Genomic DNA, 26997 nt, shown 5'->3' on the forward strand with positions numbered 1-26997 from the left:
ATCTTTGGGGGTGTTCTATATGCACTATGCATTTTCACGTATAAGGCTACGTAGCTTTTTTGGATGGATGATTATAGGGGTGTTCCTTATAATGATACCATTAGGTCTAGCAAATGTTTCTGAGAATACGATGGAGGTTATTTCACAAATAACTGTATTTTTTGTATTTCCGTTAGTTTGGCTATACGTAAAAACAAATAAAAATAATATTGTATTTAACAGTTTTTTTGATAAGCCAGGACGTTTATCTTGGGGATTAATTGTATTAGCAACGATAATGGGGATGATTTTTTCAGTTGGCATATCTCAGATTCAATTTTACATATTAGCACATACGTTACCGAATTTCTTAGTTACTATGCTAGAAGACGGAAATGTTATTAATACGAGTAACGTATATATGACGATATTTACTTTCATTTCAGCATGTGTATTAGCACCTATTATGGAAGAGGTTATTTTTAGGGGATTTTTCTTACAGCGAATGGCTCATAAATGGGGAATTAAAAAAGCTGTAATTATATCTTCAATTATTTTTGGCCTAGGACATTTTGATGTTATTGGTGCGTTCATGTTTGGTGTCGTTATGTGTCTTTTATACATAAAGACAAAAAATATATGGACGAATATAGCTGTGCACGCTCTAAATAATTTGATTGCAACAAGTATGCAATTTTTCGGTGGAGAAGAAAGTGGTACAATCTCAATTACTGAATTACAAGCGCAAAGTAATTTATGGATTGGTATCGGTCTTACAGTTGTTGGATTACTATGGTTAATTCCGTATGTTTGGAAACAATGGCGTACAGTAAAAGAAGTTGGCATGCCACCAGTACGTTTTATAAATGAGCAAAAAGTAGTGAATTCATCACAAGAAAATGAAGTGTATAGTCAAGTGATCGTAACCGATAGATTGATGGCCATAGAGTTACCAGATGAGGCTGTAAATAAGCTTCTGTTAGAAGAAAATGATTATGTAACAGTAGCTGTAGAAGAAGATAAAATCGTTATAAAGAAAGCACATAATAGATAATTAAAAAGTAGCTCTTAGGAGCTACTTTTTAATTTGTAATAATTTCTACACGAAAATTATTACCGTTCTTGACATATTTAATATCTGTAACAGTGCGGACTGTCTTTAAAATCTCCACTTTTTCACCAATTCGCGGGATGGTCGGAACATTGTCCCAAATACCAAGCAAGTCATCTAATTGTGCCGTTTTTTCATAAAACCAGATTTTCAATGTAAAGCCCCTTTCTCGAATTTTATGTATTTTAATACATAATATATTATTTTTATTCTTATTGTAAGGGGTTTTTTTATAATTTATGAATAAAAATAAATTAATCTTCTGGGAAGATATGTTCAATATCAGGAGTAAGAGATACTTCTGATAATACGATATGAGAAACTGTCGTTGCATATGAAGAAACATCATTGATAAATTCTTCAAGTTCAACGAGTGAAGGAACAGAAATTTTTACAATGTAGCATAAGCTTCCTGTTACTCGGTAACAAAAACTTGCAGATGGATAAGATTGAATAAACTGTTGCATACGTGTTGTATCACCATTTTTTAAAGTGATTTCTAAAATACAATCTAAAACTAGTCCTGCTTTTTTATAGTCGATATCGATTGTATATTTTTGAATAACGCCTTCACTTTCAAGTTTACGAACACGTTCTGCAGTAGACGGAGCAGATAAGTTTACTCGTTTCGCCAATTCACGCATAGAAAGGCGACTATCATTATATAATTCATTTAAAATTTTTCGATCAACACGGTCTAGTTGCATTTGTAAATATACCTCCAGTAAAATAATGATTTTTGTAAAGGAAAAATATAAATTAAGATTCATATGAAATGTAAAGTGAACGTTATTTATTTTACAATAAAACAGAAGGGAATAGGAGGGGAAATGATGGAGAGAATTTCATTATCAAATGTAGGAGATACAAAGTTTCAAAAGTTATTAGGGCATAATTCGGATATATTACACTCGTGGAGTAAGTTAGAAGATACACTGTACAATAAAGGAACTCTTTCAGCAGAGTTGAAGGAGCAAGTGAGAAGAACATTAGCGTATGGGAATGAATGTCCGTACTGTATGGCAAAGGGAAGACCTGATGATGTGCAAAAGGCAGAGGAGATTGGTGTAGCCGTTACTTTTGCGCATACATTTGTTCATGACCGAAAAGCAATAGATGATACTATGTTTCACGCTTTAAAACAATATTGGACAGAAAAAGAAATTGTAGAGCTATGCGCCTATGTTTGCTTTATTACTGCTTCACAACAACTTGGTTTTCTATTTCAATTATAGCCAAATTAAGGGGGAAATGATGACAAATCAAATAGCACTTATCATAATCGATGTACAAAAGGCATTTCAATTACCAGATTGGGGCGAGAGAAATAATATTTTTGCTGAAGAAAACATGAGAATTTTGTTAGAAGAATGGAGAAAAAGGAAACGACCAGTTTTTCATATTCAACATGTAAATAAAGAAAATGCTCAGTCAATGTTTTATGAGAGAGCGGAAACGGTAAACTTTAAAGAAGAAGTGCAACCACTACTTGGTGAAGTGGTTATTCAGAAATTCGTTAACAGCGCGTTCATTGGGACAAATTTAGAAGAGCAATTAAGAAAGAACAAATGTAATGCAGTAGTGGTTGTAGGATTAACGACAAATCATTGCGTGGAAACTACGACACGAATGGCAGGGAATTTAGGATTTACAACATATTTAGTGAGTGATGCAACGGCTACTTTTAACCGTATAGGTTTAGATGGTAAAGAGTATAGTGCAGAAGATATTCACAATATGACACTTGTAAATTTACATGAAGAGTTTGCTACGATTGTGACAACAAAAGAAGTGTTAAAATTATTTTAAGAAAATAATTGCGAATTATGTAGAAAAAAATAAGAATATTTCGTATAATCTAAGTACAATCATTTTGAAAATAGGGGTGGCATCATATGGAGCAAATTTCAGTAAAGAAATTAGAAGAGGTACTTGTTGTAGCAGGGGATGATAAACAGAAGCAAAAGGAATTTTATGAATTGCTCTTATCTACTGAGTTTTATGTTGCTGGTTCACTAGAAGCAGAGGACGGGGCAACAGAAGGAATACTTCGCTTGCGTCATTTCCAAGGAGAAGGTAGATGGATCGTTCCGTTCTTTACACAAATGGAATTTGTAAAAGATGTGTTGCCAGAAGGAACGCCCCTTATTACGATACGTGGGAAAGAGTTATTTGGTAGCATTGAGAAAGATGCTACAGCTGTATTAAATGTTGGCACTGATATAAGTAAAACATTTATTCCAGAAGAAATTGCAGATATCGCATCTGGACGAATTTTTAATTATTATAAGTAAAAGTAAAAGTAAAAGGAAAAGCGTAATCGTTTTTCCTTTTACTTTTTAATTTGAATATGAAGTGGCTATACCAGAAGAAATAGAGACTGTTTTATTATTCGTGTTTATTGTCGCTGTAGCTCCAAGTGGAATACCAATGTTTGGACTTATATGTCCAATTGGTAAATCGAATAGGACAGGTATATGATATGGCGCGAAATATTCATATAATATTGTTTGCAATGATTGAGATGGCTTTGAAGGAGTGCAGTCGTGACAACTTGTGAAAATAACGCCCCTGCATTCATTAAACTTTCCAGATAAAAGTAGCTGATTTAACATACGGTCAATGCGGTACGGTTCTTCACCAATGTCTTCAAGTAATAAAAGTGTATTGTCCGTATTTATCTCGTAGGGCGAGCCAATTATACTTGCTAACACAGCTAAATTTCCTCCAACTAACGTACTTGTAACTGTACTGTGAGAGCTAGGTACGATACATTCTGATGCAGATAAAATGGTTGAATACGGATGGAATAGCTGATTAAAAGAGGATAAAGATAGGGAATCAATACCTTTTCCTAGTTCTTCAATCATCGGACCATGAAATGTTATAAGCTTTGCATAACGTGAAACAGCAGTATGTAAAGCTGTAATATCGCTATATCCCCAAAAGATTTTTGGATTCTGCCTAATAACTTCATATTGAATGTGAGGAAGAAGACGAGCACTTCCATAACCACCTCGTGCACAAAAAATTGCCTTCACTTCATTATTTGTAAATGCTTCATGTATATCGTCAAGCCGAACTTGATCACTTCCGGCTAAAAATCCATATTTCTCGTAAACACTCTTCCCGATTATTACGGATAACCCCATCTCTTGTAATACATTCACACCTTTTAATACATTTTCGATTGTAGGTGGACCAGATGGTGCAATAATCATTACTGTATCACCTTGTTTTAATGCATTTGGATAAATCATTAAGCTCAGCCTCCTTCTCTTTCAATATATTCGCTTCATTTGAGGTCCAACCCTTGCAAAAGCAGGGGAAAGCTTATCAAATAAAGAAGATATAAGGGAAATAGGAGGGAAAATGATGTTTACAAGTCGAGTAACAGACATATTAAAAATTGAGTATCCCGTTGTTCAAGCCGGTATGGCAGGCGCGATTACGACGCCAGAACTCGTTGCAGCAGTAAGTAATAGCGGAGGATTAGGGACGCTTGGAGCGGGCTATATGAGCCCAGAACAAATTCGTGAAGCGATTTATAGAATAAGAGAACTAACAGATAAGCCTTTCGGTGTTAATTTACTTGTAACGAAAGAGATACAAATAGAAGAAGAGAAGGTAAATGAGGCGAAAGTATTACTAAGCGGAGTGAATAGAGAATTAGGTATAGAAGTAGAAGGAACGTTAAAGCTTCCAAAAAGCTATAAGGAACAATTACAAGTGCTATTAGATGAAAAAGTACCGGTCGTTAGTTTTGCATTTCAAACGTTAGAAAAAGAAGAAATAAATGATTTAAAAAGAAGTGGAATAAAAGTTATCGGAACAACTACCCATGTGAAGGAAGCGAAAGTACTTGCCGAGCTAGGAGTAGATATTATTATCGGACAAGGTAGCGAAGCAGGAGGGCATAGAGGAACGTTTATTGGGAAAGAACGAGATGCTATGATTGGTACTTTTGCGTTAGTACCTCAGTTAGTAGAAGCTGTTCCGCATATCCCAATTGTCGCAGCAGGTGGTGTAATGAACGGACAAGGGCTTGTTGCGGCATTGGCACTAGGAGCAGAAGGTGTTCAAATGGGATCGGCCTTTTTAACAAGTGAAGAGAGTATTACGCACGATGTGTATAAAGAAGCGGTTTTACATAGTACAGATACGAGCACAACGGTAACTCGTGCGTTTTCCGGGAAATATGCACGGGGTATCCGGAATGAATTTATAGAGAGACATGAAGGAAAAGAAGAAGGGCTTCCGATGTATCCAGTGCAAAACGTATTAACTTCTAAAATACGCCAAGAGGCAGCGAAGCAAAATAAGGAAGAATATATGTCACTTTGGGCAGGACAGGCAGCATCGTTGGCACGAATCGAATCAGCTCAGCATGTAGTGGAGCGAGTTATGAAAGAAGCGGAGAATGCAATCGAGCAATTACAAAATATATACAAAAAGACCACTTGAGTAATTCAAGCGGTCTTTTCATTAGTTTGCTTTATAAAATTGTTGGATGGCTTCGTCGATGTAAACCCAGCCTTTCCAACCTAAGTGCATATGATCTTTTAAGAAGTATTTATCGTATTCATGATTTGAGAAGTCGGCAATTGGATAACCAGCTTTTTCGATTTGCTCATGAACTTTTTTATAGTATGCTTCGCGGCGTTCTTTCGGGAAGCCAGCGTAGTCGTACCAAGGACCTTTGACAGGAACAGAAATGAAGAGCGGTTTTGCACCAGATTGTTTTAATAAATCAAGTACAATTTGTAAATCTTCATATTCTGGCGATTGGTCATAAGCATCATTTTTTAAGTAACCTTCACGTTGCTTTAATTTTTTCTTAATTTTGCTATTGAAATAATCATCTTCAATACCGTATTCATTAGATCCAGATTCTACTGCACCTGTTTGATCCGCATGTTTACGAGCCTCTTCCCAGTTCATTTGTTTTAATGAAGGATCAAGCTTTTCTTTGTGCGGTTTAATATTAAACATAGCTGTAAATAAATCTTTACGATCTAAAATGTTACGATAAATATAAGCGAAAGGTTTAGCAGCAAGTGCTTTTACTTTATACTTCGTATCATCATAAGCGATACCTTCAAGCGAAATTTTTAATAAAGTTTCTTTTTTTACAATCTCAAAGTTTAATAAACGCTTTGCAATTTGTTTTTTCATTTCAGGTTTTAAATCATTGTTGAAAATGAAGTGGTAACCTTGTTGTTTTGAAAAGTTAGGTGCAAAGTGCGTCTCGTCAATACCTTGTGGTACAAACCATTGCGGAGAAAGAACGAATACCATTTTCTTATCTTTCAATTGATCCATTGTAGATGCGAAGTTTAACACATGTACAAGGTCTTGTGTTCCGCCGCGTCCAAGAAGGAATGGCGTAAATCCTTCAGGCTTTACTTTAAAATAATTAGATGGATGGAAAGCATCCATACGTGCGAATTCCGATGAACCGTACATCGGAAGATATTTTGGATCTGCTAACATCTTTTGCTGTAAAATCATACTTTGAATCTTTTCTTCTTTTAAAGAAGTAGCAGCTTGTTCTACTTTTTCATCACTTAAAAGTGGAAGTAGAAAGCGCGTTGGAATAAGTAAGAATACAGCAAAAAGGGCCAATGCTAAAAGCATCGGACCAAATTTTGCTTTGTTCATCGGATTTCTTCCAACTTTTTAATAACCATGTTTGGTGTAGCCCACTCGTCACGGTCAAAATCAGAAATAGAAACTTCAATATCTAAACGCTCTTGGAATTCAACTAATAAAGATACTACAGCGAAAGAATCAAGGATACCTTCTTCAAATAATTGAACATCTAAGTTTTCTTTCACAATATCGTTTTCACATACTTCTTCTAAAATATCTAATACTTGCTCTTTGAATTCTGCCATTTTTAAAATCTCCTTTATATCCGAAATATATTATATGTGCAACTTCTTAATGGAATAAGAAGGGTGCATTAAAAGTATCTGTTAAGGTGTCCAGAGAAAATTAGGAAACCGAAACATACAACGTGGAACGTAATTACAATCGCAAGGACGTGTGTAAATTTATTGTTTGGCCAAAACTTATGCTTTTTGTTTTTTCGTTCGAAAATATCAAATAAAATAAACAGTGCGGCATGATATAGACCATAAATAACATACTGCGCAACAGCGCTTCCTTGGATGTGCCAAATTCCCATAATGAAGAAGTTTAAAAATGCACCGATATACGAAATTGTGTAACGGTTTTTAATTAACTTTTTCTTCGTTGCAAAAAAGACGAAACGCATGTAAATAAAATCACGGAACCAGAATGATAAACTCATGTGCCAGCGGTTCCAGAAGTCTTTAATATTACGACTAAGGAATGGCTTATTAAAGTTTTCTGGCGTTTTAATTCCCATCATATAACTGATACCAATTACGAACGCACTATAACCTGCAAAGTCAAAGAATAATTGCATGCTAGTAGCGTACATAAAAATCACATTAGATAAAAGTGTATCTTGATTGGCGAATACAGCCTTTACAAGATATGTTGTTATCAAGTGCGCGATTATAAATTTATACAGGAAACCTTGGAAAATACGGTTAAACCCTGTATATAGTAACTTTTGATATTCCTCAGCACTAGGCGGCTTTTGAATATCTTTTTGGAATCTACGGTAACGATCGATAGGTCCACTTGAAATCGCAGGGAAGAATAAAACGAATTCCCAGAAATTAAAGAAGGAAAGTTCTTTAATTAAATTATCACGAACTTCAAAGACCATTTGTACAGCTCTAAATGTTACATAAGACATACCTGCGAAAACAATAAAATGCAATTCAGGTACAAATGGTGCGACTTTTGCCAAAATAAGTGGCAAAATCGATAAAATAACAGCTACACAAAACATGAATGTACTATTATTTTGTTTTCTTAAAATTAAATAGCCTTTAATAAGGGCATATTGCCAAATAATAAATGCGGCTAACATAATCGCTTGCTTCGGTTTATCCGAGAAGATAATAGCAATCATGACTAATGTTAAAACGGCATTATATTTACGCAACATTTTACCTTTTAATCCAGCTATGATAGTAGGTATTAATAAAATGCCCACTATAGCGAAAAAATAAAATGATCCATATGCGGTCATGCTGTAACCTCACTCAATAATTTTTTGCGATCTACCTTTCCATTTGGTGTCATTGGAATAGAAGATTGATACATGAATTTACGTGGAATCATGTAGTTTGGTAATCGCTCATTGAGTTCTTTTTTGATTGCAGATGTTAATTTGAATTCTTTTTCAAACGAATGCTCCCCAGGAACAACAACCGCTAATAAATAATCGTATTTCTCACCTTTTTTAATTGGAACGATAACTGCTCCTTCTACGTAAGAACACGCACGAAGGTGATGCTCAATTTCTTCTAATTCCATTCGATAACCATGCAGCTTAATTTGGAAATCAAGACGACCATTATAGAATAGAAGACCATTTTCAACATAGCCAGCATCGCCTGTTTTATAGGCACGCTCACCGTCAATCATAGTAAATGCTTTTTCTGTTAATTCAGGGCTTCCTAAATATCCAACGCTTACGCTTGGACCGACAATTACGATTTCACCTTTTTCACCATCAGGTGCAATCGTGCCATCTTCTTTCATAATAAGAAGGCGACAGTCTGATTTACAATAGCCAACTGGAAGTGATTTGTATTGATCAAGCACTTCTTCTGTCACGTGAATACCTGTTACAGCGACAGTAGCTTCTGTTGGACCATACGTATTCATAATTGTTGCTTTCGGGAAACGCTCAATTAATTTTCTAGCTACTTCATTTGGTAACACTTCACCGCAGAATAAGAATGTTTTCATGTTCGGTAGCATATTCTCAGAGAAAGATGCTTCCATTAAACACATTTCAGCGAAAGAAGGTGTGGAAGTCCATACTTGAATATCCGATTGCTCTAAAGAAGCAAACAAGTCTTTTGGACGCGCAATCATATCTTTATCGATTGCCCAAAGTGTACCACCTGTTACTAATGATGGGTAAATATCCATTACAGATAAATCGAATGAGAAAGGTGCTTGGTTTAAGAATACTTGCCCTGTTTGTAAGTTGAAATCGTCTACAGCCCATTTTGTAAAGCTAACAAGGCAGTTATAAGTAATCTGAACCCCTTTCGGATTACCTGTGCTTCCTGATGTGTAAATAATGTAGAAGTTCTCATCACCTTTTACCGCATGTTCAGGATTTGGAGTGTTCCCTTTATGAGTAAAGAAAATATCTTTTAAGTTGTCTTCACTTACGATGCGAACTGGTAAATCAGTTACAGTTACTGCTGTTGCCGATAAAAGTAATTTCGCACCAGAATTTTCAGCAATACGTTGTACACGATCAGCTGGGATAGATAAATCTACAGGAATGTAAGCATGTCCAGCTTTTACACATCCTAAAAAGTTAATAATCATTTCAGGTTGCATATGGCCATACACCATAATTGGTGAACGATCGTCTGGATACTCAGAAGAAATCCAATGTGCTAACGCATCAGAATCTTCCTTTAATTGTTTGTACGTAATTTTCGCATCTCGCCAAACAAAAGCGGTTTGATCAGGCGTTTCTGCAGCCCACTTTTCAATTTGTTCTAATAACTTCATAACGTTCCCACCCTAGAATTCATTGTAAATAAATGTACTTGTGTTTGTATCATGGAATCCATACAACCAAAGTAATGCAAATAAAATTGCAAGATAATAAACCGTCTTTGCAACCCATTGTGTGAGTGGTCGAGACCATATCTCTTTTAATCTTTCCATGTCTTTCCCTCTCTTAATGAAATAATAGCTCTTTGTAGGTATCATGTCCTACATTATTGTGAAAAAAACAAAATCCCACATTTTAGGTAAAAATAAGTCAAAAGGCTCTTTTCTGATATTAGCACTAAATACTAAAAAAGAAAATCCCTAACTTAGCAATTATATTACATTCAGCATGAATTTGTAATGGGTTTGACATGTAAATAGAAAGTGGATTGTGTGAATACATAAAAGTGGACTATAAGAATACGTAAAAATGCAGTATTTGTTTTTATTAATCATTTAAGACGGAGTAAAATTTAAAATTTCTAGTTCTTTTGAAAAGGAGGAAATTATCATGAATAGAGTGTGGAAGAGTCTAATTTCGGAAGAAAATATCGTGAAATGGAGAAGGCATTTTCATAAGTATCCGGAATTATCATTTCATGAAAAAGAAACTTCGCAATTTATATATGATACACTATGCTCATTTTCTTCTTTTGAAGTAACGAGACCGACGAAGTATAGTGTACTAGCAATTAAAAGGGGTGTGAAGCAAGGGAAAGTAATTGCGATTCGAGCTGATATAGATGCTTTGCCAATTCAAGAGGAGACAAGTAAATCTTATACATCTGTGAATAAAGGAATGATGCATGCATGTGGGCACGATGCTCACGCAGCTATATTATTAAGTACTGCAGAGGTGCTTAATAATATGAAGGAAGAGTTTGTAGGAGAAATTCGTCTATTCTTTCAGCATGCAGAAGAAGTATACCCTGGTGGTGGACAAGAAATGGTCGAGGCGGGTGTTATGGACGGTGTTGATTATGTAATAGGTTTACATGTTATGTCTGGCTTGGAAAGTGGGAATGTAGGAATTGTATATGGACCGATGATGGCAGCACCAGACGTATTTACAGTTGAGATCCAAGGCAAAGGAGGGCATGCGGCGCGGCCAGAAGAAACGATTGATCCTATCGCTATCGGAGCGCAGATTATTACAAATCTACAACATATCGTATCTAGAAATACAAGTGCTTTCATGCAAAGAGTCGTTTCAGTTACGCAGTTTCATGGGGGAGTGGCTGACAATATTATTCCTAGTACAGCAACTTTAATGGGAACTGTTCGTTCATTTAATCAAGCATTGAGGGTGGAAGCAGAAGGGAAAATCGAAAAAATTGTGAAAGGAATTACAGAAGCACATGGAGGATCGTATACATATACGTATCGATATGGATATGATCCGGTTATTAATGATGAATATATTACGAAAATAGTAGAAGAAAGTGCACTACATTTGTTTGGGAATGAGTGTGTTGTGAAGCTTGAACCTTCTATGGGTGGGGAAGATTTTTCAGCATATTTAAGAAAAGCACCCGGTTGTTTCATTAAGTTAGGAACAGGTAATGAAAATATATATACTTGTTATCCACATCACCATCCGAAATTTGACGTGGATGAATCAGCATTAATTTGTGGAGTGGAGCTATTTTTAGAGACGACTATAAGATTACTAAAATCATAGAAAAACAAAAAAAGGCAACTGCGCTCTATCGCAGTTGCTTTTATTTCTTTCCGTCAGAGAGGGCTGAGAAAGAACTATGCTCATTTATAGTATATGAATAGCTAACGGACAAGCTTGTACATTTTAATCATTTTTTTAAAAATAGTTGTTGACATTGATAATCAATGTCAATTAATCTAAATATAGTTGAAATTGATAATTATTATCAATAGGATGGATGCGACATGTTAATGAGAAAAAAATTTCACCTTCTACGGAGGGGATTAAAAGATAAAAATAAAGATGTTGATCAGCATATGGAATGGCAACGAAATGTAATTCGGTCTGAATATGTAGATGAGAAGAAGAGCATTCAAACAGAAAAAGAGATACAAAGTAAAGGGAGAGGTTCAGTTGAGTAAGTTAGTAATGATTTTTGCAAGTATGAGTGGAAATACAGAGGAAATGGCTGACCATATTGCCGGCGTAATTCGTGAAACAGAAAATGAAATTGAAGTTATTGATATTATGGATTCACCAGAAGCTTCTATATTGGAACAGTATGATGGAATTATTTTAGGTGCATACACTTGGGGAGATGGTGATCTTCCTGATGATTTCTTAGATTTTTATGATGCAATGGATTCTATTGATTTAACTGGGAAAAAAGCGGCAGTATTCGGATCATGTGATTCGGCTTATCCGAAATACGGAGTGGCGGTTGACATTTTAATAGAAAAGCTACAAGAGCGCGGGGCAGCAGTTGTGTTAGAAGGACTAAAAGTAGAATTAACGCCAGAAGATGAAGATGTAGAAAAATGTTTACAGTTTGGAGCTGAATTTGTAAAACACCTTTCTTAATGGCAGAAGGGAGCTGAAGAGCAAGTGCATGAGAAAATCTCAATCAAAACGATGACAGATTATCATTTGTATGATTTTATGCGGTGTCCGCATAAATTTTACTTTCGTCATATAAAAAGAAGAGAACCTTCTTCATTTGAATGGCAACAAATAGCGCAAATGATTGTGAATCAAATTATTAACGAGTATTACACGCTACCTGCGGGTCAACAAACGAAAATTGTACTTTTAATATTAATAGAAAAGTATTGGAAAAAAGTAAGGATTAATATGTTTGCTTCGAAGACGGAGTACTATATTGTATTAGCGAAGCTAACGGATCACTTATTACAGTTTGTTGAAAGGGATGATAGTCAGACACCACCATTGTTTTTATACGAGAAGTTTCAAACATATATGGAAGAGTTAGGTGTCCACATGTCATTGACATTTGAAGTTGGTGAGTGGAATGCTGAGTCGTTTGTAATTAAAAAGTATGTTGTCGATGCGGATGAGGAAATGCTTGCTCTTTGTCAGAAGCTAATGACAGTATTCAGTTATAAAGCTTTCGGCATTCTTCCAGGAAAAATTGAAGTTATTAATTTAATAGAAGGAACTAAGTATGAGTACATTCCGAAACAGGAAGATATTATAACTGGAATGGCTGATTTATCTAGAATGAAAGAAATGTTACAGCAACCTGAGCATTATACAGAGCGTCATTTTCGTTCTGAGTGTATAAGTTGTGCGTTTCGTAGTGAATGCCAAGGGGAAGAAGTAAAGAAAGAAGCGAAACAGAAGAAAAATATAGTTCATTAAAGGATGCAACTTTGCATCCTTTTTTGTTATTGACATGAAAAGCTTTTCATCATTTACGGTATATTTGTAGCAGATTTTAATAAAGTGAAACTTTAATCAGTGGAGGTCAATCGGGCTACCCGCAAATAGCGGGATAAAGGGAGGAATAATCAATGAAAGATGAAACGAAAGTATTTCAATGGTTAAAAGAACAAAATGCTCCTTTTGAAATTCAACTGCAAATTTTACAGGCATTTCAATTGTATAAAGTTATTGTTGAAATGGATAAAAAGTTAATGATGTATGAGGAGAGAGTATATAGGGAGAGAATGTAATCTCATCCCTGTAATATCGTTTTTAGTTGTTCTGTACTTGTAATGAATTCGAGTTCATTCTCTGATTCAAAGTTATAAATAATATTATGTAGTAAAGGACTATATTGATAAAAGGTAGTAATGCGGTGAATGAGTAATGGATCATGATGAGAAATAAGTGTACTGTACTGTTCATATACAGATGTAGTAAACTCATGTCCGAAATCATAATATAGTCCTGCAAAATCAAAAGCAGGATCGCCAATTTGCGCATCACCAAAATCGATAACACCTGAAATGCGTTTGTTCTGCTTGTTAAATAAAATGTGATGATGTGTAAAATCAGCGTGAATGATTGTATTTTGAAATTTAGATGTAGCTAGACAGGCAAAGAAATTCTCGAATAAACGATTTAAGGCTGATTTCTGGAACGAAGTAAGATTGTTAGTAACATACTGATTTAATTTAGTTTGTAGCTCTTTCCAGTAGGTAAGTGTTTTTTCAATAGGGAATCCTAACGCTGTAACACTTTTTAGAGGAATACTATGTAGAGCAGCAAGGAAAGTTGCTAATTGTGTAATAAGTGCTTTTCGTTCTTGTTTTTCTAGTGTAGTAACTATTTCTGTTTTTAAAGGTTCACCATGAATGAGAGTATAGTAACTACAAAGCGGAATAGCATCAGTCTCCTTTTTATAGAATAGGTGATACTTTGGAACTTTAATTTCATGTAGTGAACAAGAGAGAAGTGTGCATAGTTCTTTTTCTAACGGAATTCGCATTGCATATTCCTGTTTTCGCGGGAAACGAAACAGTAGCTCATCATTTACTATAATTGCTACATTATCCCAACCTTCTTCATTTTGTTTATATGAATGTATAGAAAGATTAGGCAAAGCTTCTTTTATATAATGTTTGTAAGAGTCCATAATTGTTCCTCGTTTCTGAGTTAAGTTATTCTACTTTATGATATCAGAATTTTCTTTCTATATGTTAAAATATAGCTATCATTATGAAGAAGGGCGGGAGTATTACGAAAAAAAGACTGTTAATCATTTCTCTATGTATCGCTTTTGTATTGTTTTGGTCATATAAAGAGGAGGTTTTTGCTACCTTTAAACCGATTGATCAGTACGAGTTAAATAAGGAATTAAAGAACAAAAGTATAGAAAATTTAACTCATAATGAAATGAAAAAGGTAGGAGAGCATTTTGTGACCGAGCAACTATCCGTGTTTGAGTTTAATAATAAAGAAGATGTGAAACGAAAAGGTGAAGAACTATTTTTAAATAGAGGGTATGAACAATTAATAGAAAATTATTATCCCAATCGTTTTCAAGATTTAGAGTATAAATTTACAAACGAGGAGATACGTGAAGAGACAGATGAGAGTTTTCTCTATCAAGCTGTAGCGTACGTTGCGGGTACTGAAAATGGTAAGAGAAGCGAAATGAAATTGAATTATGAAGTGAAAATTGTAAAGGTTAATAATATATTTATGGTGCTAGAACAAAAGCAGCGCGTACAATAAAGGAAATTCATTGCTCAATAGATCATTTGGGGGTGTACTACTTAATGCGGAATAAAAAGGCCCTCAAGGAATTAAGGACCTTTAAAGATTTTCATTTTGTTGACCAAGTTCTTTTTGAGCAATATATAAATTTCCTTGCTCCACTTGTTTAAGTGTATGAACAGAATCGCCTGCATATCCTTTTTGTGTTTTAACAGTTCTTTTGGAACGATTGGAATTTTGTTTCTTCATATAATAGGCCACCTTTCATCAAAAATAAACGAAAATGATAAGTATGAGTAATACAGCGGCGAAAATGGTAATGCCCATTAAAAACGAAGTGTTTTTATATTTAGGTGGCTTATGTACATCTTGCCGATATCCAGGTGAAATTTCAGGGGCAAATTCTTCATCGAATGATTGCTTTTTTTCTTTGTCGTCCATATGTACCCACCTTTCTTTTTCATTATATTATACGTTACAAGAAAAAATATGCATAAAGAAAACAGCCGCTTTATTATTAGCGGCTGTTTTGTGTTGTATATTTTCGTTGTACTTGAAAGAGACGGATAAGGAGGAAGGCAGCGCCAAATGCTAGACCGATAATAAGACCGATCCAATAACCTTTTGCGGCCCATTCTGTATATGTTGCTAATATGTAACCTAGTGGTAGACCTATTATCCAATAAGCAATTAAAGTCATAATTAGAGCAACATTTACATCTTTATACCCACGCAGAGCTCCTTGTACAGGGGTTGCAATTGCATCTGAAATTTGAAATAAAATCGCAAAGATAAGAAATTCTTTTGCTAAATGATGAACTTTTGCATCTGTCGTATAAATAGAAGCAATTTGATTATCAAAGAAGTAGAGAAGAATTGAATATAATAAAGCAAAGGCAAGGGCTAATCCAATTCCAATCAGTCCGTATTGTTTTGTATTATCGTAACGTTTTGCTCCAACTTCGAATCCGACTGCAATAGTCATTGCCATTGCTAAACTTAGCGGAGTCATATATAACAAGGAAGCAAAGTTCATAGCTGCTTGGTGAGCTGCAATAGTTGTCGTACTAAAATTACTCATCATGAGCGTTACCGCAGCGAAAATACTCGTTTCAAAAAAGATAGCAAATCCGATAGGAACGCCAAGCTTTAAGAATGTTGTCCAACTCGAAAGAGAAGGGCGATATAATTGTTTGAAAATGTTGAAAGAGGCAAAAGGCTCTTTCGTCTGAATAATAATGACTGTAATAATTAAAATGCACCAATATGTTGCAGTGGAAGCAATTGCTGCTCCGACACCACCAAGCTTTGGGAAACCGAAGTTACCAAAAATTAATAGGTAATTTAATATTACGTTAATTGGTAATGATAGTAATGTAATAATCATCGTTGTGCGAGTTTTTCCTAATGCATCAATAAATCCACGTAAAACAGTGTAAGTGAATAAAGGTATAATTCCTATTGCGATAATACTTAAAAATTGAGCTGCAATTCGTTCCACAGGTTCTTCTAAGCGCATGCCGTTTAAAATAGGTGAAACGACGAAGAAACCGATGAGGATAACAACGAAGCTAGCACAAATTGCTAAATAAACTGCTTGTATGACAACGTGGGGAACGTCCTTTTTTTTCTTGGATCCGACGAGTTGTGCAACAATGGGAGTAGTAGCCATTAAAATTCCTGTTAATCCCGTACTAACTGGAAGCCATATACTTGTTCCAATTGCAACACCTGCTAAATCAGTTGGACTTGCATGTCCTGACATTGTTGTATCAAAAAAACTCATCGCAAATAATGACATTTGCGTTACGAAAATCGGAAAAAATAGTAATACAAATTGCTTTAACTTTTGTGAAAATGAAGTAGTTTCTTTCATAAAATCCCCTTTCCATATAAAAAAACAAACTCTTACTATCATACAATTTAATCAAAGATTAGAAAAGAAATACGCGCCTACAACATATGAAACCAATAAAAAAAGGATGCACTTTGAAAAGGGATAAGGTATTATGATAAGGTGTGAAAAAATTACATATTATTTGTTATTAAGGAGGCACTACTTGTGGCTGATTGGTTAATTGGTTTAATCATGGGTGCTGTTGAAGGATTAACAGAGTTTCTACCAGTATCATCAACAGGACATATGATTTTAACAGGACATTTAATTGGATTTGACGATGAGAGAGCGAAAGTTTTTGAAGTTGTTATCCAATTGGGATCGATTTTAGCAGTTGTTGTTATATTTTGGAAGCGTCTATGGTCGTTAGTTGGAATAGGTAAAGTAACAGACGGACCATCGTTAAATTTATTACATATTATTATCGGGATGATTCCTGCCGGGATACTTGGCGTATTATTCCATAGCACTATTAAAGAGGTTTTATTTGGTCCAGGACCAGTTGTTATTAGCTTAGTAGCCGGTGGTATTTTAATGATTGTTGCTGAGAAGTTTTCAAAACCAAGTACAGCAAGAACGTTAGATGAAATCACATATAAACAGGCATTTACAATTGGAGTGTTTCAATGTTTAGCTCTTTGGCCAGGATTCTCTCGTTCTGGTTCTACAATCAGTGGTGGTTTATTAGCTCGCGTGTCGCATACAGCGGCAGCTGAATATACGTTCATTTTAGCGGTACCGATGATGGTAGCTGCAAGTGGATTAGATTTAATTAAAAGCTGGGATGTATTAAGCTCAGCAGATATAACACTATTTGTAACAGGATTTGTAACTGCATTCGTTGTTGCGATGCTTGCAATTGTTTCATTCTTGAAATTATTATCTCGTGTGAAACTAACACCGTTCGCTTATTATCGTTTCATTTTAGCTGCGGTATTCTATTTCTTCATTATGTAATAAAAAAACCTGCCGAGCTCGGCAGGTTTTTTATTTTACTATTTTTTCCACCATATTTTCCATTACATGCTCCCAAAGAGAAGTATCATCAGCTAATGTAGCACGGAAATTAGCATACATTTCTTTTTGTTTTTCTTCGAATGTTGGATCTTCTTTTTCAGGTAATGTAGCGCGCATTGAAGTTACTAATTCTTGTACTTTTGGAGCGCGTGGTCCAAAGACGGCTTGTTCATTTCCATCTTTATCAATGAAAATAAAGATTGGAATCGCACGTGCTGTTCCATTTGTTAAATATTGATCCATTAATTCTAAGTTTTCGTCGCGAATTAATAAACTCATTTCAATATTTGCAACTTCAGAAATTCGTTTCATAACAGGTACGCATAAAAGAGCATCGCCACACCAATCAGCAGTTAATACGATAACACGCCAGCCGTCATTTTGACGTTCTTCTAATACAGGAAGTAATTCATTTGGAATTAAAAAGTTATTGTAAATGTGTAGTAGCTCGTATTGGTTTACTTGCATTTCATTCACATATGTATCAAAGGACATACCTTTATCAGCCCATTGTTGTAAGTTCATAATTAACACCTCTTTAGTAAGATTTGCTTTCATTGTACCAATTTTTATATAGAAAAGCTTGTATTCTTACTCTTTCTCGTCACTTAATAATTTATTTAAGAGGAAAAAGAATAGTACGACACATAATTCAGCTATGTTGGACATTTGTACGCTTTCTATCCAATCATCAGCAGTATGAATGACGAACCAATCTAGTGTAATTTCAATGAATGAGAAAAGAGTAATAGAAATCCAATTTGGCATGTTTTGTGTCAGTGTATATAGCAGCGCTTTGAAGAAACTGAAGATGAAAAATGTAATACTGTCTAAGAAAGTGATTAATAAAAAAAAGAGAAGTAACGCAATACGTGAACTATACTCTATACCTGTAATTTGAAAGATTCCTACATATACAAAAAATATAAATGCAAAAATTATAATGAGAAAAAGAGCAATAATACTAATGATAATCGTTTTATCTTTTAGGTTGAGATTTGAGAATTTCTCCTCCTCATGCATTAAAATACCCCCTTTTTCTGGAAGTTAACTTCGTTTTATCATGAAATACATATTAAAAAACTACGAATTATGGGAAAATAAGGTGACAAAAAGTAAGATTTCATGTAAAATTATTAATAAGGTTTTTATTTAACTAAATGAAATAAAAGGAGCTGTCAAAGTTGTCTCAAAATCGAGAGCAATTAATGGAAGAACTATCGACAAATGTGTTTGCTATGTTTCGCACATTGCGTAATGATATCGGAAAAATATTCGGTGGTTACATACCGTGGAATGAATTCATCGTCCTGAGAATATTAAATCGTACGAATAAAGAAATGGTATCGCGTGTAGCAAATGAATTAAATGTGTCGAATAGTCATATTACAGCTGTTACAGAAAAATTAATTAATAAAGGTTTTGTAACTCGTTCACGTTCTACATCAGATCGCCGAGTTGTGTATTTAGAGATTACAGAACAAGGGAAAGATTTAGTTGCGAAAATGGAAGATGCGAAAAAACAATATTTACAAGAAAGATTCTCTACACTTTCAGAAGATGAAATGAATGTAATGATTTCGATTTCCAAAAAACTTATTTAAGTGATTATAAACAAGAAAACGCTTACGTGATGAAAGAGAAGATCTTCCTTATATATGGAAGGTCTTCTTTCGTGTGTAATAGATGTTAAAAAATAAAATGTGTATGAAAAAAGATAGAGCGCCATACTACTAATACAAGGAAGGGAGGGAGAAATATGACGAATCGTAACGGTAGTAAAGGGAGCGGTAATCAAGGATCACCAAAGTCCGGCCAGTTTAATCAGGAATTTAGCACTGAATTTGAAACTGGTAATGATAATAAAGGGAAAGAATATCGTTCTAAAAAAGGGAGTAAATCAAAAAAGGAGTGAATATATTCACTCCTTTTTTGATTTACGATGCTGCCGATTGATCAGTATTATATTTTTCTTCTGATTTTGCGACAATCATTGCGCAAATTGCATCCCCAGAAATGTTTACAGCTGTTCTAGACATATCTAGAATACGGTCAATACCGATAATTAAAGCGATACCTTCTACTGGTAGATTTACTTGATTTAAAACCATTGTAAGCATTACAAGTCCAACACCTGGTACACCAGCAGTACCGATACTAGCTAGTACAGCGGTTAATACGACCATAGCTAATTGCGGTAATGTAAGTTCAACTCCGTATACTTGAGCGATAAATACAGTTGCTACCCCTTGCATAATGGCAGTACCATCCATATTAATAGTTGCCCCTAGTGGTTGTACAAATGAGCTTATCGCTTTTGGAACGCCAAGCTTATCTTGTGCTGTTTTCATTGCAAATGGAAGCGATGCATTAGAGCTAGATGTACTAAATCCAATTGCCATTACTGGTCCGAAATGTTTAAAGAAACGAACAATACTTTCTTTTGCTAATACCTTTAATAAGCCACCATATACAAAGACCCCGTGAATAATGAGTACTAACATAACGACAATCATATACTTGAACATCGCAGCGACGCCTGCAAGCCCCATTTTACCAACGGATGAAGCGAGCAAACCGAATGTTCCAATTGGGGCTAATTTCATAACGAGATTAACGAGATACATCATTAATTCGTTGCCCTGTTCAAGTAATGAATGGATACCTTGAACTCGTTTTCCTAAAATAGCTATACCGAGTCCAATCAATACGGCAAAGGCAATGATTTGTAACATGTTTCCGTCAGCCATCGCTTTTGCTGGGTTATCTGGTACGATATTTAGCAATGTGTCGACGAAAGATGTTTCAGTTTTTGCACCTTCATACTTAAGACCTTCTGTTTTAAAATTACCGCCAGCTCCTGGTTTTATAATAAGTGCAAATGTAACCGCTATAGAGATGGCAACCGCAGTTGTTACGAGAAAGAATGAAATTGATTTTAAACCGATTCTTCCAAGTTGTTTCGGATCTCCAAGGCCGGCAGCACCAAGTACGATAGAAATGAACACAACAGGAACAACTAGCATTTTAATAAGTCGAATAAACAATTGACCAATTGGGTTGAACACATATTGATTTAGTGGCTCAAAGATAGATGGAGCGGCTAAATTTAGAGTGAGTCCAACAACTAGACCTAGAAATAATGCGATTAAGATTGCTTTTGTTTGTTTCAATAAAATCCCCCTTTTGTTTTTGCGAAATTCCTTCCTAAAGTAATTATACCGAAAAAATACCTAATTTGACAATATTTTCTGAATTTTTAGGTTTTTATTTAAGTACAGATAGATTGATTTTGTGTTTGGAAAATAAAAGAGACCATCACATAGGATGGTCAAGGGAAGGGGACAATTTATGTCAATTTAATTAGGGATGGAAGTTGCTTTAAGACACTGGGGAATGTCTTATAAATTAGGGAGGAACAACTTCGATACATATACTATAAAAGATAGGTGTGACTCTCATGTGAACATAGGGTGAAAGAGAGAGGGAGTTTTAAATAAAAGATAGAAAGACAAAAAAATAAGACCATCATTTATAAGATGGTCAAGGAAGGGGACAATTTATGTCAATTTAATTAGGGATGGAAGCTGTTCAAAGACACTGGGGAATGTCTTATAAATTAGGGAGGAACAACTTCGATACATATACTATAAAAGGTAGATGTGACCTCTGTGTGAACATCGAGTGAAAGAGAGAGGAAGTTTTAAATAAAAGATAGAAAGACAAAAAAATAAGACCATCACATAAGATGGTCAAGGGAAGGGGACAATTTATGTCAATTTAATTAGGGATGGAAGCTATTCAAAGACACTGGGGAATGTCTTATAAATTAGGGAGGAACAGCTTCGATATATATACTATAAAAGGTGGATGTGACCTCTGTGTGAACATAGAGTGAAAGAGAGAGGAAGTTTTAAATAAAAGATAGAAAGACAAAAAAATAAGACCATCACATATAAGATGGTCAAGGGAAGGGGACAATTTATGTCAATTTAATTAGGGATGGAAGCTATTCAAAGACACTGGGGAATGTCTTATAAATTAGGGAGGAACAGCTTCGATACATATACTATAAAAGGTGAATGTGACCTCTATGTGAACATAGAGTGAAAGATATGGGGATTTGAAAAATAGTACATATGAAATTGTTATTGCTAGCAATATTGAGTTAGGATATATAGTTTTCCAGCATAAAAGAAAAAAGAAGTCTGAATATAAATAAAAGTTGTAATCTATGAAAAAAAGGATTATGCTCAACTATATTATAAGAATATAAGGTTTGTCCCAATTCTTTAAGGGCTTTTAAAAAGCTTTTTATTTATGAAGGGAAAGCTTCACTTTAATAAGGGAGTTAGTGATATGGAAGTAACAAAAAAACAAGGGCTGTATAATCGTCTTATACGATTAAACCCACCACAAATATTAGCGTTAGGTTTTTTCTGCTTAATTGTGGTTGGCGGTTTGTTATTAAAGTTACCATTCGCAACGAAAGCACATATTAGTTGGGTAGATGCTTTCTTTACAGCAACGTCAGCAGCGACCGTAACTGGTTTGGGAGTAGTGGATACAGCAAGTACATTTACGATGTTTGGCGAAATTGTTATTATGTTTTTAATTCAAACAGGTGGTCTAGGTCTTATGACAATTGCCATTTTAATTGTTTGGGTATTAGGCAAAAAAATCGGATTACGCCATCGTTTATTAATTGGAGAAGCGTTTAATCAAACAAATATAGGTGGTCTTGTAAAATTAGTAAAGCGTGTCTTTATATTTTCGATTTGTATTGAGCTTATTGGGGTCATCTTTTTATCGTTTCGCTTTATTCCAGAGTTTGGTTTTGGAAAAGGTTTATACTATAGTATTTTTCATGTAATTGCATCTTATAATAATGCAGGCTTTGCTTTATGGCCAGATAATTTAACAAGATATGTAGGAGATCCCATTATTAATATTGGGATTTGCTCTTTAATTGTAATAGGTGGACTCGGTTTTACCGTATTAATTGATATATGGTATAGTCGCAGTTTTCGAAAATTATCACTTCACTCAAAAATAATGATTATTGGAACAGTAGTGCTAAATGTTATAGCAATGATTGTAATTTTTGTATTGGAATATAATAATGTGAAGACGTTAGGGAATTTATCTTTAAATGAAAAACTATGGGCTTCCTTCTTTCAAGGTATTACCCCGCGGACAGCTGGATTTAATACGGTTGACTATGGAGGTATGGAAGAATCATCTATATTATTTACGATGATTTTAATGTTTATTGGTGCAGGAAGTGTATCAACAGGTGGAGGAATTAAATTAACAACGTTTGTTATCTTAATTACATCTGTCCTTTCTTTCTTTAGAAAAAAGGAGGAAATTGTTTTATTTCAGCGTACAATTAAAATGTCGACAGTAACGAGGGCCTTAGCGATTGCTGTTGCCAGTCAAATACTTATTTTTGCAGCGGTATTTATATTAATGCTTACAGAAAACTTCAGCTTTATTCAATTATTATTTGAGACAATATCAGCGTTTGGTACAGTCGGATTAACGATGGGAATTACTGCAAAGCTATCGGCATTCGGAAAATGTATTATTATGTTTGTTATGTTCTGCGGATTAATTGGACCATTAACACTTGTGTTCTCTTTAGCGCGACCAGCAAAACAAAAAATAAAATATCCATCGGAAGATGTGTTTACAGGATAAGGTATCCCGCGTTAAGCGAGATACCTTTTTCTTTTTTAGAAAAGGGAGAACAATAAACCAATAAGTGCTACTCGGAATAAAATTGCGATAAGTGCAGCAATCCCACCGACAACTGCAGCGATACCGCCAGTTACAGTAGCTCCGCGATTATAAGCGTAAATACCGAGTAAAACAGAAACAAGACCAAATAGTGTTGGGAATGTAAATAGCGATAAGATAGATAGCGCAAGAGCGATAAAACCAGCAGTTGATCCAGCAGCGGACGATTTTACAACATCTTTATCATCGTAATCATAATCAATGCGTTGTGGTGCAACCTCAGCGGCATACTCTTCTTTATAGTCACTATAATCACTATCTATTCTATCTCTTCTTTTATAATCATCAAATTTCTCAGTCAAAGTCATGGCTCCTTTCATAACAAGGTTCAATAGTAGTATGTATCTCTTTTTCTTTTTTATCCCGCATTAACGGGCAGTAATATCTATTAAAAGGAGGAAAATGTTTTCTTGAAATAGGAAAAGTTAGTATGACTTCCTCTATTTTGGAAAGTATAAAAAGGAATAATGAGGAAAGGGTGCAATACATAATGGAACATCCAATTGAAAATTTAATGAAAACGGCAATGACAAATTTAAAAGAGATGGTAGATGTAAATACAATTGTTGGGAGCCCGGTTTCAACAGCTGACGGAAATGTTGTATTAACAGTATCTCAAGTGGCTTTTGGTTTTGGAGCTGGTGGAAGTGATTTTAAAGGGGGTTTCATTACTGAAAAACATAACGGTGGGCAAAATCAGCATAAAGAGAACAAGCAAGGGCATCCATTTGGAGGAGGAAGCGGGGCTGGGGTTTCTATTAGTCCAGTAGCTTTTTTAGTAGTTGGTTCTAATGGGGTGCAAGTATTACATCTCAACAGCAGTACACATTTAATTGAAAAGGCTTTAAGTACTGTACCAAGCACTGTAGATAAATTTGTGAATGGTCGTCAAAAGTGAACTTGCATTTTTTAGGAATTATGATATATTAGAAAAAGTGCGCTTTAGGATGATCGGAATAATTGAAATGTAAATATATATGATGTGTGGAATAAGGGAGAGGAATTTATGATTAATATCAAAAACTTAGTAGTTGGCTTATTTATGTTAGTAAGCGGCTTTGTTGTATATGTAATAAAAGAAAAAGCTCCATTCTAAAACAGACAAACCGTTAATGTCTGTTTTTAATTTGCGGAAAAATATTGACAAGCTATTGTATTGGTGTTAGAATTTTAATTCGTGTCTCGGTTACAGCTAGTGTAAAGTAAATATCTCTTATGAATGCAATACGAAAAGTTTGCGAAAGATCGGGTAATTTTATCAACAACTTTTGTGAACAAACCCTATAAATTGTATTTGTAAGCTATATATGTATACTAGTGAATCAAGGAGCGGTCAGTGGAACCGTAATGATGAGAGAGAGGTAGGGCTTTCATCCAGTATATGTTACTTTCCCGTTAGGTGAATATAAAAAAGAGGACTCCTTTTAAAAGGAGTCCTCTTTCATTTTTTAAGTGCGACTTTCAACTTGTTGACAAATTTCATCCGTTGTTAAACCGTGAGCTGTAATGACTGATCCTTTAATTGATGCATCTGCAATGCCCATTACATTAGAATCTTGCCCAGTTACAACGCAACAATCACACCCTTGTGTATCCTGTTCTGAGTTAAGTGTAACAACTTCATGACCTTGTTGCTGAAGAGCTTGTTGAACGTCTGTTAATGAGTTTTCAACGCCAATTCTAGCCATAATTCTCACCTCCTACCATCTAATTGCTAGTATGCTCAAGTTCACTGCATTTATGAAAAGACGGTAGGAAGTAAATCTTTGTTTAGTCGTTATATACGCCAGTAAGCATTTGACTAACGAATTGATCGTTTAATGTATCTTGGGCAGAAGAAGTATTTGAATGGATGTCGATTGAAGCAATAAAATGATTATGTTCTTGCGTATTTGGTTCTACCTCTACGTAATTATCGAATTTACAAAAACCTTTCGTATCCATTAGATCAAATAATTGCAGCATTTCTACTACCTCTTGTCTCGTTCCTTTAATTTGTACACACGCCATATTTATTTCCTCCTTCATTTTGACAAATTGTTTTTTAAAAATAGGATTATGATTACGAAATGAAAAATATGAATGTTATTTTTAGACAGCGCTATTTTTGTTATTTCCCCCCTTTTTCAGCAAAAGTCGTTATATATTCCCGGATTTATAAAATCGGACGTCCGTTTATTGAATACAATAGATTCGTATCAATTGATGAAAATCCTTCTTTTAAACAAATATTTTTTTAGTGGAAATTGGCGAAAAAAATTTTTTGACTTTTTGTAAACGTTAACAATGTTGTTAAATCAATATAAGTAAAGAAGTACGTACGATTAAAAATTATAAATTTTCTAAAAATTCACTTGATTTATTTAGAAAGGAGAGTAAACTAGGAAACAATAAAAAATTCATAGAACATAGGAGGCGCTTCTAGTGAATGAGCAATGGATTTTCTTAAATGGAGAATTTGTTCCAAAAGATGAGGCAAAAGTTTCAGTATATGATCATGGCTATTTATATGGCGATGGAGTGTTTGAAGGAATTAGAGTTTATAGCGGTAATGTTTTCCGTTTGAGAGAGCATCTTGTCCGGTTGTATGAATCAGCAAAATCAATCCTTTTAGAAATTCCATATTCATTAGATGAAGTAACAAATATTGTTGTTGAGACGATTCGACAAAATAAATTATCTAATGGATACATTCGCCTTGTTGTATCAAGAGGAGCAGGAAATCTTGGATTGGATCCCGATTCATGTAAGAAGCCGAATGTAGTAGTAATTGCAGAACAATTATCTTTATTCCCACAAGAATATTATGAGAAAGGGATTCCAGTTGTAACAGTTGCAACGCGCCGAAATCGTCCCGATGTTTTATCCCCTCAAGTAAAATCTTTAAATTACTTAAACAATATTTTAGTTCGTATTGAAGCGAAATTAGCTGGAGTACAAGAAGCACTTATGTTAAATGATCAAGGATATGTAGCTGAAGGCTCAGGAGATAACGTGTTTATTGTTAAAGGAAATAAATTAATTACACCACCAAGTTCTGCTGGAGCGTTAGAAGGTATTACACGAAACGCCATTTTAGAAATCGGCGAAAAACTTGGATATGACGTAAGAGAAGAGTTATTTACAAGACATGATGTATATGTAGCTGATGAAGTGTTTTTAACAGGAACAGCTGCTGAAGTTATTGCTGTTACGACAGTAGATGGTAGAACGATTGGCTTAGGGCAAACAGGTCCACATACGAACCGTTTATTAGAAGAGTTTCGTAAGTTAGTTGTAGAAGATGGAGAGAAAATTTACGAAGAAAATAAAGTTGGATAACAACTTTTTTAACATAAGAAAGCGTTGATAGGGAGGAGTAGTTGATTGTGAAGCCTCACAGAGAGTCGGTGGTTGCTGAAAACCGATGGTTCACGTCGACGAACATCGCCCTTGAGTGCT

The 26997-nt window shown here is 34.8% G+C and carries 36 protein-coding genes and 1 other annotated feature (1 of these 37 cut by a window edge); of the genes, 18 read left to right on the plus strand and 18 right to left on the minus strand.

Features of this window, described 5'->3' with window-relative positions:
* Positions 1-19: 19 nt before the first annotated feature.
* Positions 20-1033, plus strand: coding sequence for a type II CAAX endopeptidase family protein (locus N2V79_RS07060; RefSeq protein ID WP_340719743.1), 1014 nt, complete (start codon positions 20-22; stop codon positions 1031-1033).
* A gap of 28 nt (positions 1034-1061) precedes the next feature.
* Here N2V79_RS07060 and N2V79_RS07065 read toward each other — a convergent pair whose 3' ends face one another.
* Both N2V79_RS07065 and N2V79_RS07070 read right to left on the minus strand, forming a co-directional pair.
* Positions 1062-1244: a DUF3913 family protein gene (locus N2V79_RS07065; RefSeq protein WP_000707107.1), complete on the minus strand. Its 183-nt coding sequence runs from the start codon at positions 1242-1244 to the stop codon at positions 1062-1064.
* A 100-nt stretch (positions 1245-1344) separates the two neighbouring features.
* On the minus strand, positions 1345-1797 hold the full coding sequence (locus N2V79_RS07070) for an Lrp/AsnC family transcriptional regulator (RefSeq protein WP_001175498.1): 453 nt from the start codon (positions 1795-1797) through the stop codon (positions 1345-1347).
* Between the two features lie 126 nt (positions 1798-1923).
* Here N2V79_RS07070 and N2V79_RS07075 point away from each other — a divergent pair, with 126 nt between their 5' ends.
* From N2V79_RS07075 to N2V79_RS07085, 3 genes are all read left to right on the plus strand, one after another.
* Positions 1924-2325: a carboxymuconolactone decarboxylase family protein gene (locus tag N2V79_RS07075; RefSeq protein WP_445661886.1), complete on the plus strand. Its 402-nt coding sequence runs from the start codon at positions 1924-1926 to the stop codon at positions 2323-2325.
* Between the two features lie 19 nt (positions 2326-2344).
* Positions 2345-2899 (plus strand): cysteine hydrolase family protein, encoded by a 555-nt coding sequence (locus N2V79_RS07080; protein ID WP_000184436.1) that lies wholly within the window; start codon positions 2345-2347, stop codon positions 2897-2899.
* Positions 2900-2985: 86 nt separating this feature from the next.
* On the plus strand, positions 2986-3384 hold the full coding sequence (locus N2V79_RS07085; protein ID WP_000435265.1) for an SseB family protein: 399 nt from the start codon (positions 2986-2988) through the stop codon (positions 3382-3384).
* 45 nt (positions 3385-3429) lie between these two features.
* Here N2V79_RS07085 and N2V79_RS07090 read toward each other — a convergent pair whose 3' ends face one another.
* Entirely contained in the window at positions 3430-4350 is a 921-nt protein-coding gene (locus N2V79_RS07090; protein WP_000640064.1) for a S66 peptidase family protein, read from the minus strand.
* Between the two features lie 115 nt (positions 4351-4465).
* Here N2V79_RS07090 and N2V79_RS07095 point away from each other — a divergent pair, with 115 nt between their 5' ends.
* Entirely contained in the window at positions 4466-5554 is a 1089-nt protein-coding gene (locus tag N2V79_RS07095; protein WP_340719745.1) for an NAD(P)H-dependent flavin oxidoreductase, read from the plus strand.
* A gap of 21 nt (positions 5555-5575) precedes the next feature.
* Here the strand turns inward: N2V79_RS07095 and dltD are convergent, their stop codons facing one another.
* From dltD to N2V79_RS07120, 5 genes are all read right to left on the minus strand, one after another.
* Positions 5576-6751 (minus strand): D-alanyl-lipoteichoic acid biosynthesis protein DltD, encoded by a 1176-nt coding sequence (gene dltD / locus N2V79_RS07100; RefSeq protein ID WP_001030272.1) that lies wholly within the window; start codon positions 6749-6751, stop codon positions 5576-5578.
* Positions 6748-6987, minus strand: a complete 240-nt coding sequence (gene dltC, locus N2V79_RS07105; RefSeq protein ID WP_000807310.1) for a D-alanine--poly(phosphoribitol) ligase subunit DltC — start codon at positions 6985-6987, stop codon at positions 6748-6750. Before dltC ends, dltD begins: the two co-directional genes overlap by 4 nt.
* Before the next feature lie 68 nt (positions 6988-7055).
* Positions 7056-8222, minus strand: coding sequence for a D-alanyl-lipoteichoic acid biosynthesis protein DltB (gene dltB / locus N2V79_RS07110; protein ID WP_053564929.1), 1167 nt, complete (start codon positions 8220-8222; stop codon positions 7056-7058).
* Entirely contained in the window at positions 8219-9733 is a 1515-nt protein-coding gene (gene dltA / locus N2V79_RS07115; RefSeq protein ID WP_098680111.1) for a D-alanine--poly(phosphoribitol) ligase subunit DltA, read from the minus strand. The genes dltB and dltA overlap by 4 nt, the downstream gene beginning before the upstream one ends.
* 12 nt (positions 9734-9745) lie before the next feature.
* Positions 9746-9892 (minus strand): teichoic acid D-Ala incorporation-associated protein DltX, encoded by a 147-nt coding sequence (locus N2V79_RS07120; RefSeq protein WP_000440293.1) that lies wholly within the window; start codon positions 9890-9892, stop codon positions 9746-9748.
* A 337-nt stretch (positions 9893-10229) separates the two neighbouring features.
* Here N2V79_RS07120 and N2V79_RS07125 point away from each other — a divergent pair, with 337 nt between their 5' ends.
* The 5 genes from N2V79_RS07125 (at position 10230) to N2V79_RS07145 (ending at position 13351) form a co-directional block, all read left to right on the plus strand.
* A complete protein-coding gene (locus tag N2V79_RS07125; protein ID WP_340719746.1) occupies positions 10230-11399 on the plus strand; it encodes an amidohydrolase in 1170 nt (389 codons plus the stop codon).
* Between the two features lie 224 nt (positions 11400-11623).
* Positions 11624-11800 carry a hypothetical protein gene (locus N2V79_RS07130; protein ID WP_000929009.1) on the plus strand — a complete coding sequence of 59 codons (177 nt, stop codon included), beginning with the start codon at positions 11624-11626 and terminating at the stop codon, positions 11798-11800.
* Complete coding sequence (locus N2V79_RS07135) at positions 11793-12239, plus strand: flavodoxin (RefSeq protein WP_000041153.1); 447 nt, start codon at positions 11793-11795, stop codon at positions 12237-12239. The genes N2V79_RS07130 and N2V79_RS07135 overlap by 8 nt, the downstream gene beginning before the upstream one ends.
* Positions 12240-12263: 24 nt before the next feature.
* Positions 12264-13037 carry a hypothetical protein gene (locus N2V79_RS07140; protein WP_265938396.1) on the plus strand — a complete coding sequence of 258 codons (774 nt, stop codon included), beginning with the start codon at positions 12264-12266 and terminating at the stop codon, positions 13035-13037.
* A gap of 152 nt (positions 13038-13189) precedes the next feature.
* Complete coding sequence (locus N2V79_RS07145; protein WP_000651086.1) at positions 13190-13351, plus strand: hypothetical protein; 162 nt, start codon at positions 13190-13192, stop codon at positions 13349-13351.
* Between the two features lie 2 nt (positions 13352-13353).
* Here the strand turns inward: N2V79_RS07145 and N2V79_RS07150 are convergent, their stop codons facing one another.
* Positions 13354-14256, minus strand: coding sequence for an aminoglycoside phosphotransferase family protein (locus tag N2V79_RS07150; RefSeq protein WP_053564926.1), 903 nt, complete (start codon positions 14254-14256; stop codon positions 13354-13356).
* An 83-nt stretch (positions 14257-14339) separates the two neighbouring features.
* Between N2V79_RS07150 and N2V79_RS07155 the strand changes: the two genes are divergently transcribed.
* Positions 14340-14858 (plus strand): hypothetical protein, encoded by a 519-nt coding sequence (locus N2V79_RS07155; protein ID WP_029441798.1) that lies wholly within the window; start codon positions 14340-14342, stop codon positions 14856-14858.
* A gap of 81 nt (positions 14859-14939) precedes the next feature.
* On the opposite strand, the gene N2V79_RS07160 is transcribed toward N2V79_RS07155, so the two are convergent.
* The 3 genes from N2V79_RS07160 to N2V79_RS07170 all read right to left on the minus strand — a co-directional run bounded on the left by N2V79_RS07160 (position 14940) and on the right by N2V79_RS07170 (position 16716).
* Positions 14940-15089, minus strand: coding sequence for a hypothetical protein (locus N2V79_RS07160; protein ID WP_000744623.1), 150 nt, complete (start codon positions 15087-15089; stop codon positions 14940-14942).
* A gap of 18 nt (positions 15090-15107) precedes the next feature.
* Positions 15108-15281, minus strand: coding sequence for a hypothetical protein (locus N2V79_RS07165; protein ID WP_000341062.1), 174 nt, complete (start codon positions 15279-15281; stop codon positions 15108-15110).
* A gap of 76 nt (positions 15282-15357) precedes the next feature.
* Entirely contained in the window at positions 15358-16716 is a 1359-nt protein-coding gene (locus N2V79_RS07170; protein ID WP_340719747.1) for an MATE family efflux transporter, read from the minus strand.
* A gap of 186 nt (positions 16717-16902) precedes the next feature.
* Between N2V79_RS07170 and uppP the strand changes: the two genes are divergently transcribed.
* On the plus strand, positions 16903-17694 hold the full coding sequence (uppP, locus tag N2V79_RS07175; RefSeq protein WP_340719748.1) for a bacitracin resistance undecaprenyl-diphosphatase: 792 nt from the start codon (positions 16903-16905) through the stop codon (positions 17692-17694).
* Positions 17695-17724: 30 nt separating this feature from the next.
* Here the strand turns inward: uppP and N2V79_RS07180 are convergent, their stop codons facing one another.
* Positions 17725-18312 (minus strand): thioredoxin family protein, encoded by a 588-nt coding sequence (locus N2V79_RS07180; protein ID WP_002040836.1) that lies wholly within the window; start codon positions 18310-18312, stop codon positions 17725-17727.
* A 33-nt stretch (positions 18313-18345) separates the two neighbouring features.
* Positions 18346-18777, minus strand: coding sequence for a YrvL family regulatory protein (locus N2V79_RS07185; protein WP_197242156.1), 432 nt, complete (start codon positions 18775-18777; stop codon positions 18346-18348).
* 161 nt (positions 18778-18938) lie between these two features.
* Here N2V79_RS07185 and N2V79_RS07190 point away from each other — a divergent pair, with 161 nt between their 5' ends.
* Both N2V79_RS07190 and N2V79_RS07195 read left to right on the plus strand, forming a co-directional pair.
* A complete protein-coding gene (locus N2V79_RS07190) occupies positions 18939-19358 on the plus strand; it encodes a MarR family winged helix-turn-helix transcriptional regulator (RefSeq protein WP_000081434.1) in 420 nt (139 codons plus the stop codon).
* A gap of 155 nt (positions 19359-19513) precedes the next feature.
* Positions 19514-19669, plus strand: coding sequence for a hypothetical protein (locus N2V79_RS07195; RefSeq protein ID WP_000184928.1), 156 nt, complete (start codon positions 19514-19516; stop codon positions 19667-19669).
* Between the two features lie 22 nt (positions 19670-19691).
* On the opposite strand, the gene N2V79_RS07200 is transcribed toward N2V79_RS07195, so the two are convergent.
* Positions 19692-20927 carry a dicarboxylate/amino acid:cation symporter gene (locus N2V79_RS07200; protein ID WP_000814809.1) on the minus strand — a complete coding sequence of 412 codons (1236 nt, stop codon included), beginning with the start codon at positions 20925-20927 and terminating at the stop codon, positions 19692-19694.
* A gap of 1186 nt (positions 20928-22113) precedes the next feature.
* On the opposite strand from N2V79_RS07200, the gene N2V79_RS07205 reads away from it, so the two are divergent.
* Entirely contained in the window at positions 22114-23457 is a 1344-nt protein-coding gene (locus N2V79_RS07205; protein ID WP_000454115.1) for a TrkH family potassium uptake protein, read from the plus strand.
* Positions 23458-23492: 35 nt separating this feature from the next.
* Here N2V79_RS07205 and N2V79_RS07210 read toward each other — a convergent pair whose 3' ends face one another.
* Positions 23493-23858, minus strand: coding sequence for an imidazole glycerol phosphate synthase (locus N2V79_RS07210; protein WP_327879735.1), 366 nt, complete (start codon positions 23856-23858; stop codon positions 23493-23495).
* Between the two features lie 128 nt (positions 23859-23986).
* Between N2V79_RS07210 and ytfJ the strand changes: the two genes are divergently transcribed.
* Together ytfJ and N2V79_RS07220 are read left to right on the plus strand one after the other, a co-directional pair.
* Positions 23987-24454, plus strand: coding sequence for a GerW family sporulation protein (gene ytfJ / locus N2V79_RS07215; RefSeq protein WP_069355290.1), 468 nt, complete (start codon positions 23987-23989; stop codon positions 24452-24454).
* Positions 24455-24562: 108 nt separating this feature from the next.
* A complete protein-coding gene (locus N2V79_RS07220) occupies positions 24563-24652 on the plus strand; it encodes a hypothetical protein (RefSeq protein ID WP_000608227.1) in 90 nt (29 codons plus the stop codon).
* Positions 24653-25004: 352 nt separating this feature from the next.
* On the opposite strand, the gene N2V79_RS07225 is transcribed toward N2V79_RS07220, so the two are convergent.
* Positions 25005-25244, minus strand: coding sequence for a YkuS family protein (locus N2V79_RS07225; protein ID WP_069355291.1), 240 nt, complete (start codon positions 25242-25244; stop codon positions 25005-25007).
* An 82-nt stretch (positions 25245-25326) separates the two neighbouring features.
* The gene (locus tag N2V79_RS07230; protein WP_000752514.1) at positions 25327-25566 is read right to left on the minus strand and encodes a DUF3911 family protein; all 240 of its coding nucleotides are present in this window, start codon (positions 25564-25566) and stop codon (positions 25327-25329) included.
* A gap of 414 nt (positions 25567-25980) precedes the next feature.
* Between N2V79_RS07230 and ilvE the strand changes: the two genes are divergently transcribed.
* A complete protein-coding gene (gene ilvE, locus N2V79_RS07235) occupies positions 25981-26877 on the plus strand; it encodes a branched-chain-amino-acid transaminase (protein ID WP_001005486.1) in 897 nt (298 codons plus the stop codon).
* Positions 26878-26892: 15 nt separating this feature from the next.
* Positions 26893-26997 (plus strand) — a binding site (T-box leader) (it continues 123 nt past the right edge of the window).

It is taken from the genome of Bacillus sp. CH_70, from assembly GCF_038007045.1.
Taxonomy (GTDB): domain Bacteria; phylum Bacillota; class Bacilli; order Bacillales; family Bacillaceae_G; genus Bacillus_A; species Bacillus_A cereus.

Coding starts and splice junctions, on each gene's coding strand:
- N2V79_RS07060 (WP_340719743.1), top strand. CDS start 20: ATGCACTATGCATTTTCACGTATAAGGCTACGTAGCTTTTTTGGATGG.
- N2V79_RS07070 (WP_001175498.1), bottom strand. CDS start 1,797: ATGCAACTAGACCGTGTTGATCGAAAAATTTTAAATGAATTATATAAT.
- N2V79_RS07075 (WP_445661886.1), top strand. CDS start 1,924: ATGGAGAGAATTTCATTATCAAATGTAGGAGATACAAAGTTTCAAAAG.
- N2V79_RS07080 (WP_000184436.1), top strand. CDS start 2,345: ATGACAAATCAAATAGCACTTATCATAATCGATGTACAAAAGGCATTT.
- N2V79_RS07085 (WP_000435265.1), top strand. CDS start 2,986: ATGGAGCAAATTTCAGTAAAGAAATTAGAAGAGGTACTTGTTGTAGCA.
- N2V79_RS07090 (WP_000640064.1), bottom strand. CDS start 4,350: ATGATTTATCCAAATGCATTAAAACAAGGTGATACAGTAATGATTATT.
- N2V79_RS07095 (WP_340719745.1), top strand. CDS start 4,466: ATGTTTACAAGTCGAGTAACAGACATATTAAAAATTGAGTATCCCGTT.
- dltD (WP_001030272.1), bottom strand. CDS start 6,751: ATGAACAAAGCAAAATTTGGTCCGATGCTTTTAGCATTGGCCCTTTTT.
- dltC (WP_000807310.1), bottom strand. CDS start 6,987: ATGGCAGAATTCAAAGAGCAAGTATTAGATATTTTAGAAGAAGTATGT.
- dltB (WP_053564929.1), bottom strand. CDS start 8,222: ATGACCGCATATGGATCATTTTATTTTTTCGCTATAGTGGGCATTTTA.
- dltA (WP_098680111.1), bottom strand. CDS start 9,733: ATGAAGTTATTAGAACAAATTGAAAAGTGGGCTGCAGAAACGCCTGAT.
- N2V79_RS07120 (WP_000440293.1), bottom strand. CDS start 9,892: ATGGAAAGATTAAAAGAGATATGGTCTCGACCACTCACACAATGGGTT.
- N2V79_RS07125 (WP_340719746.1), top strand. CDS start 10,230: ATGAATAGAGTGTGGAAGAGTCTAATTTCGGAAGAAAATATCGTGAAA.
- N2V79_RS07130 (WP_000929009.1), top strand. CDS start 11,624: ATGTTAATGAGAAAAAAATTTCACCTTCTACGGAGGGGATTAAAAGAT.
- N2V79_RS07145 (WP_000651086.1), top strand. CDS start 13,190: ATGAAAGATGAAACGAAAGTATTTCAATGGTTAAAAGAACAAAATGCT.
- N2V79_RS07150 (WP_053564926.1), bottom strand. CDS start 14,256: ATGGACTCTTACAAACATTATATAAAAGAAGCTTTGCCTAATCTTTCT.
- N2V79_RS07155 (WP_029441798.1), top strand. CDS start 14,340: ATGAAGAAGGGCGGGAGTATTACGAAAAAAAGACTGTTAATCATTTCT.
- N2V79_RS07160 (WP_000744623.1), bottom strand. CDS start 15,089: ATGAAGAAACAAAATTCCAATCGTTCCAAAAGAACTGTTAAAACACAA.
- N2V79_RS07165 (WP_000341062.1), bottom strand. CDS start 15,281: ATGGACGACAAAGAAAAAAAGCAATCATTCGATGAAGAATTTGCCCCT.
- N2V79_RS07170 (WP_340719747.1), bottom strand. CDS start 16,716: ATGAAAGAAACTACTTCATTTTCACAAAAGTTAAAGCAATTTGTATTA.
- N2V79_RS07180 (WP_002040836.1), bottom strand. CDS start 18,312: ATGAAAGCAAATCTTACTAAAGAGGTGTTAATTATGAACTTACAACAA.
- N2V79_RS07185 (WP_197242156.1), bottom strand. CDS start 18,777: ATGCATGAGGAGGAGAAATTCTCAAATCTCAACCTAAAAGATAAAACG.
- N2V79_RS07195 (WP_000184928.1), top strand. CDS start 19,514: ATGACGAATCGTAACGGTAGTAAAGGGAGCGGTAATCAAGGATCACCA.
- N2V79_RS07205 (WP_000454115.1), top strand. CDS start 22,114: ATGGAAGTAACAAAAAAACAAGGGCTGTATAATCGTCTTATACGATTA.
- ytfJ (WP_069355290.1), top strand. CDS start 23,987: ATGACTTCCTCTATTTTGGAAAGTATAAAAAGGAATAATGAGGAAAGG.
- N2V79_RS07220 (WP_000608227.1), top strand. CDS start 24,563: ATGATTAATATCAAAAACTTAGTAGTTGGCTTATTTATGTTAGTAAGC.
- N2V79_RS07225 (WP_069355291.1), bottom strand. CDS start 25,244: ATGGCTAGAATTGGCGTTGAAAACTCATTAACAGACGTTCAACAAGCT.
- N2V79_RS07230 (WP_000752514.1), bottom strand. CDS start 25,566: ATGGCGTGTGTACAAATTAAAGGAACGAGACAAGAGGTAGTAGAAATG.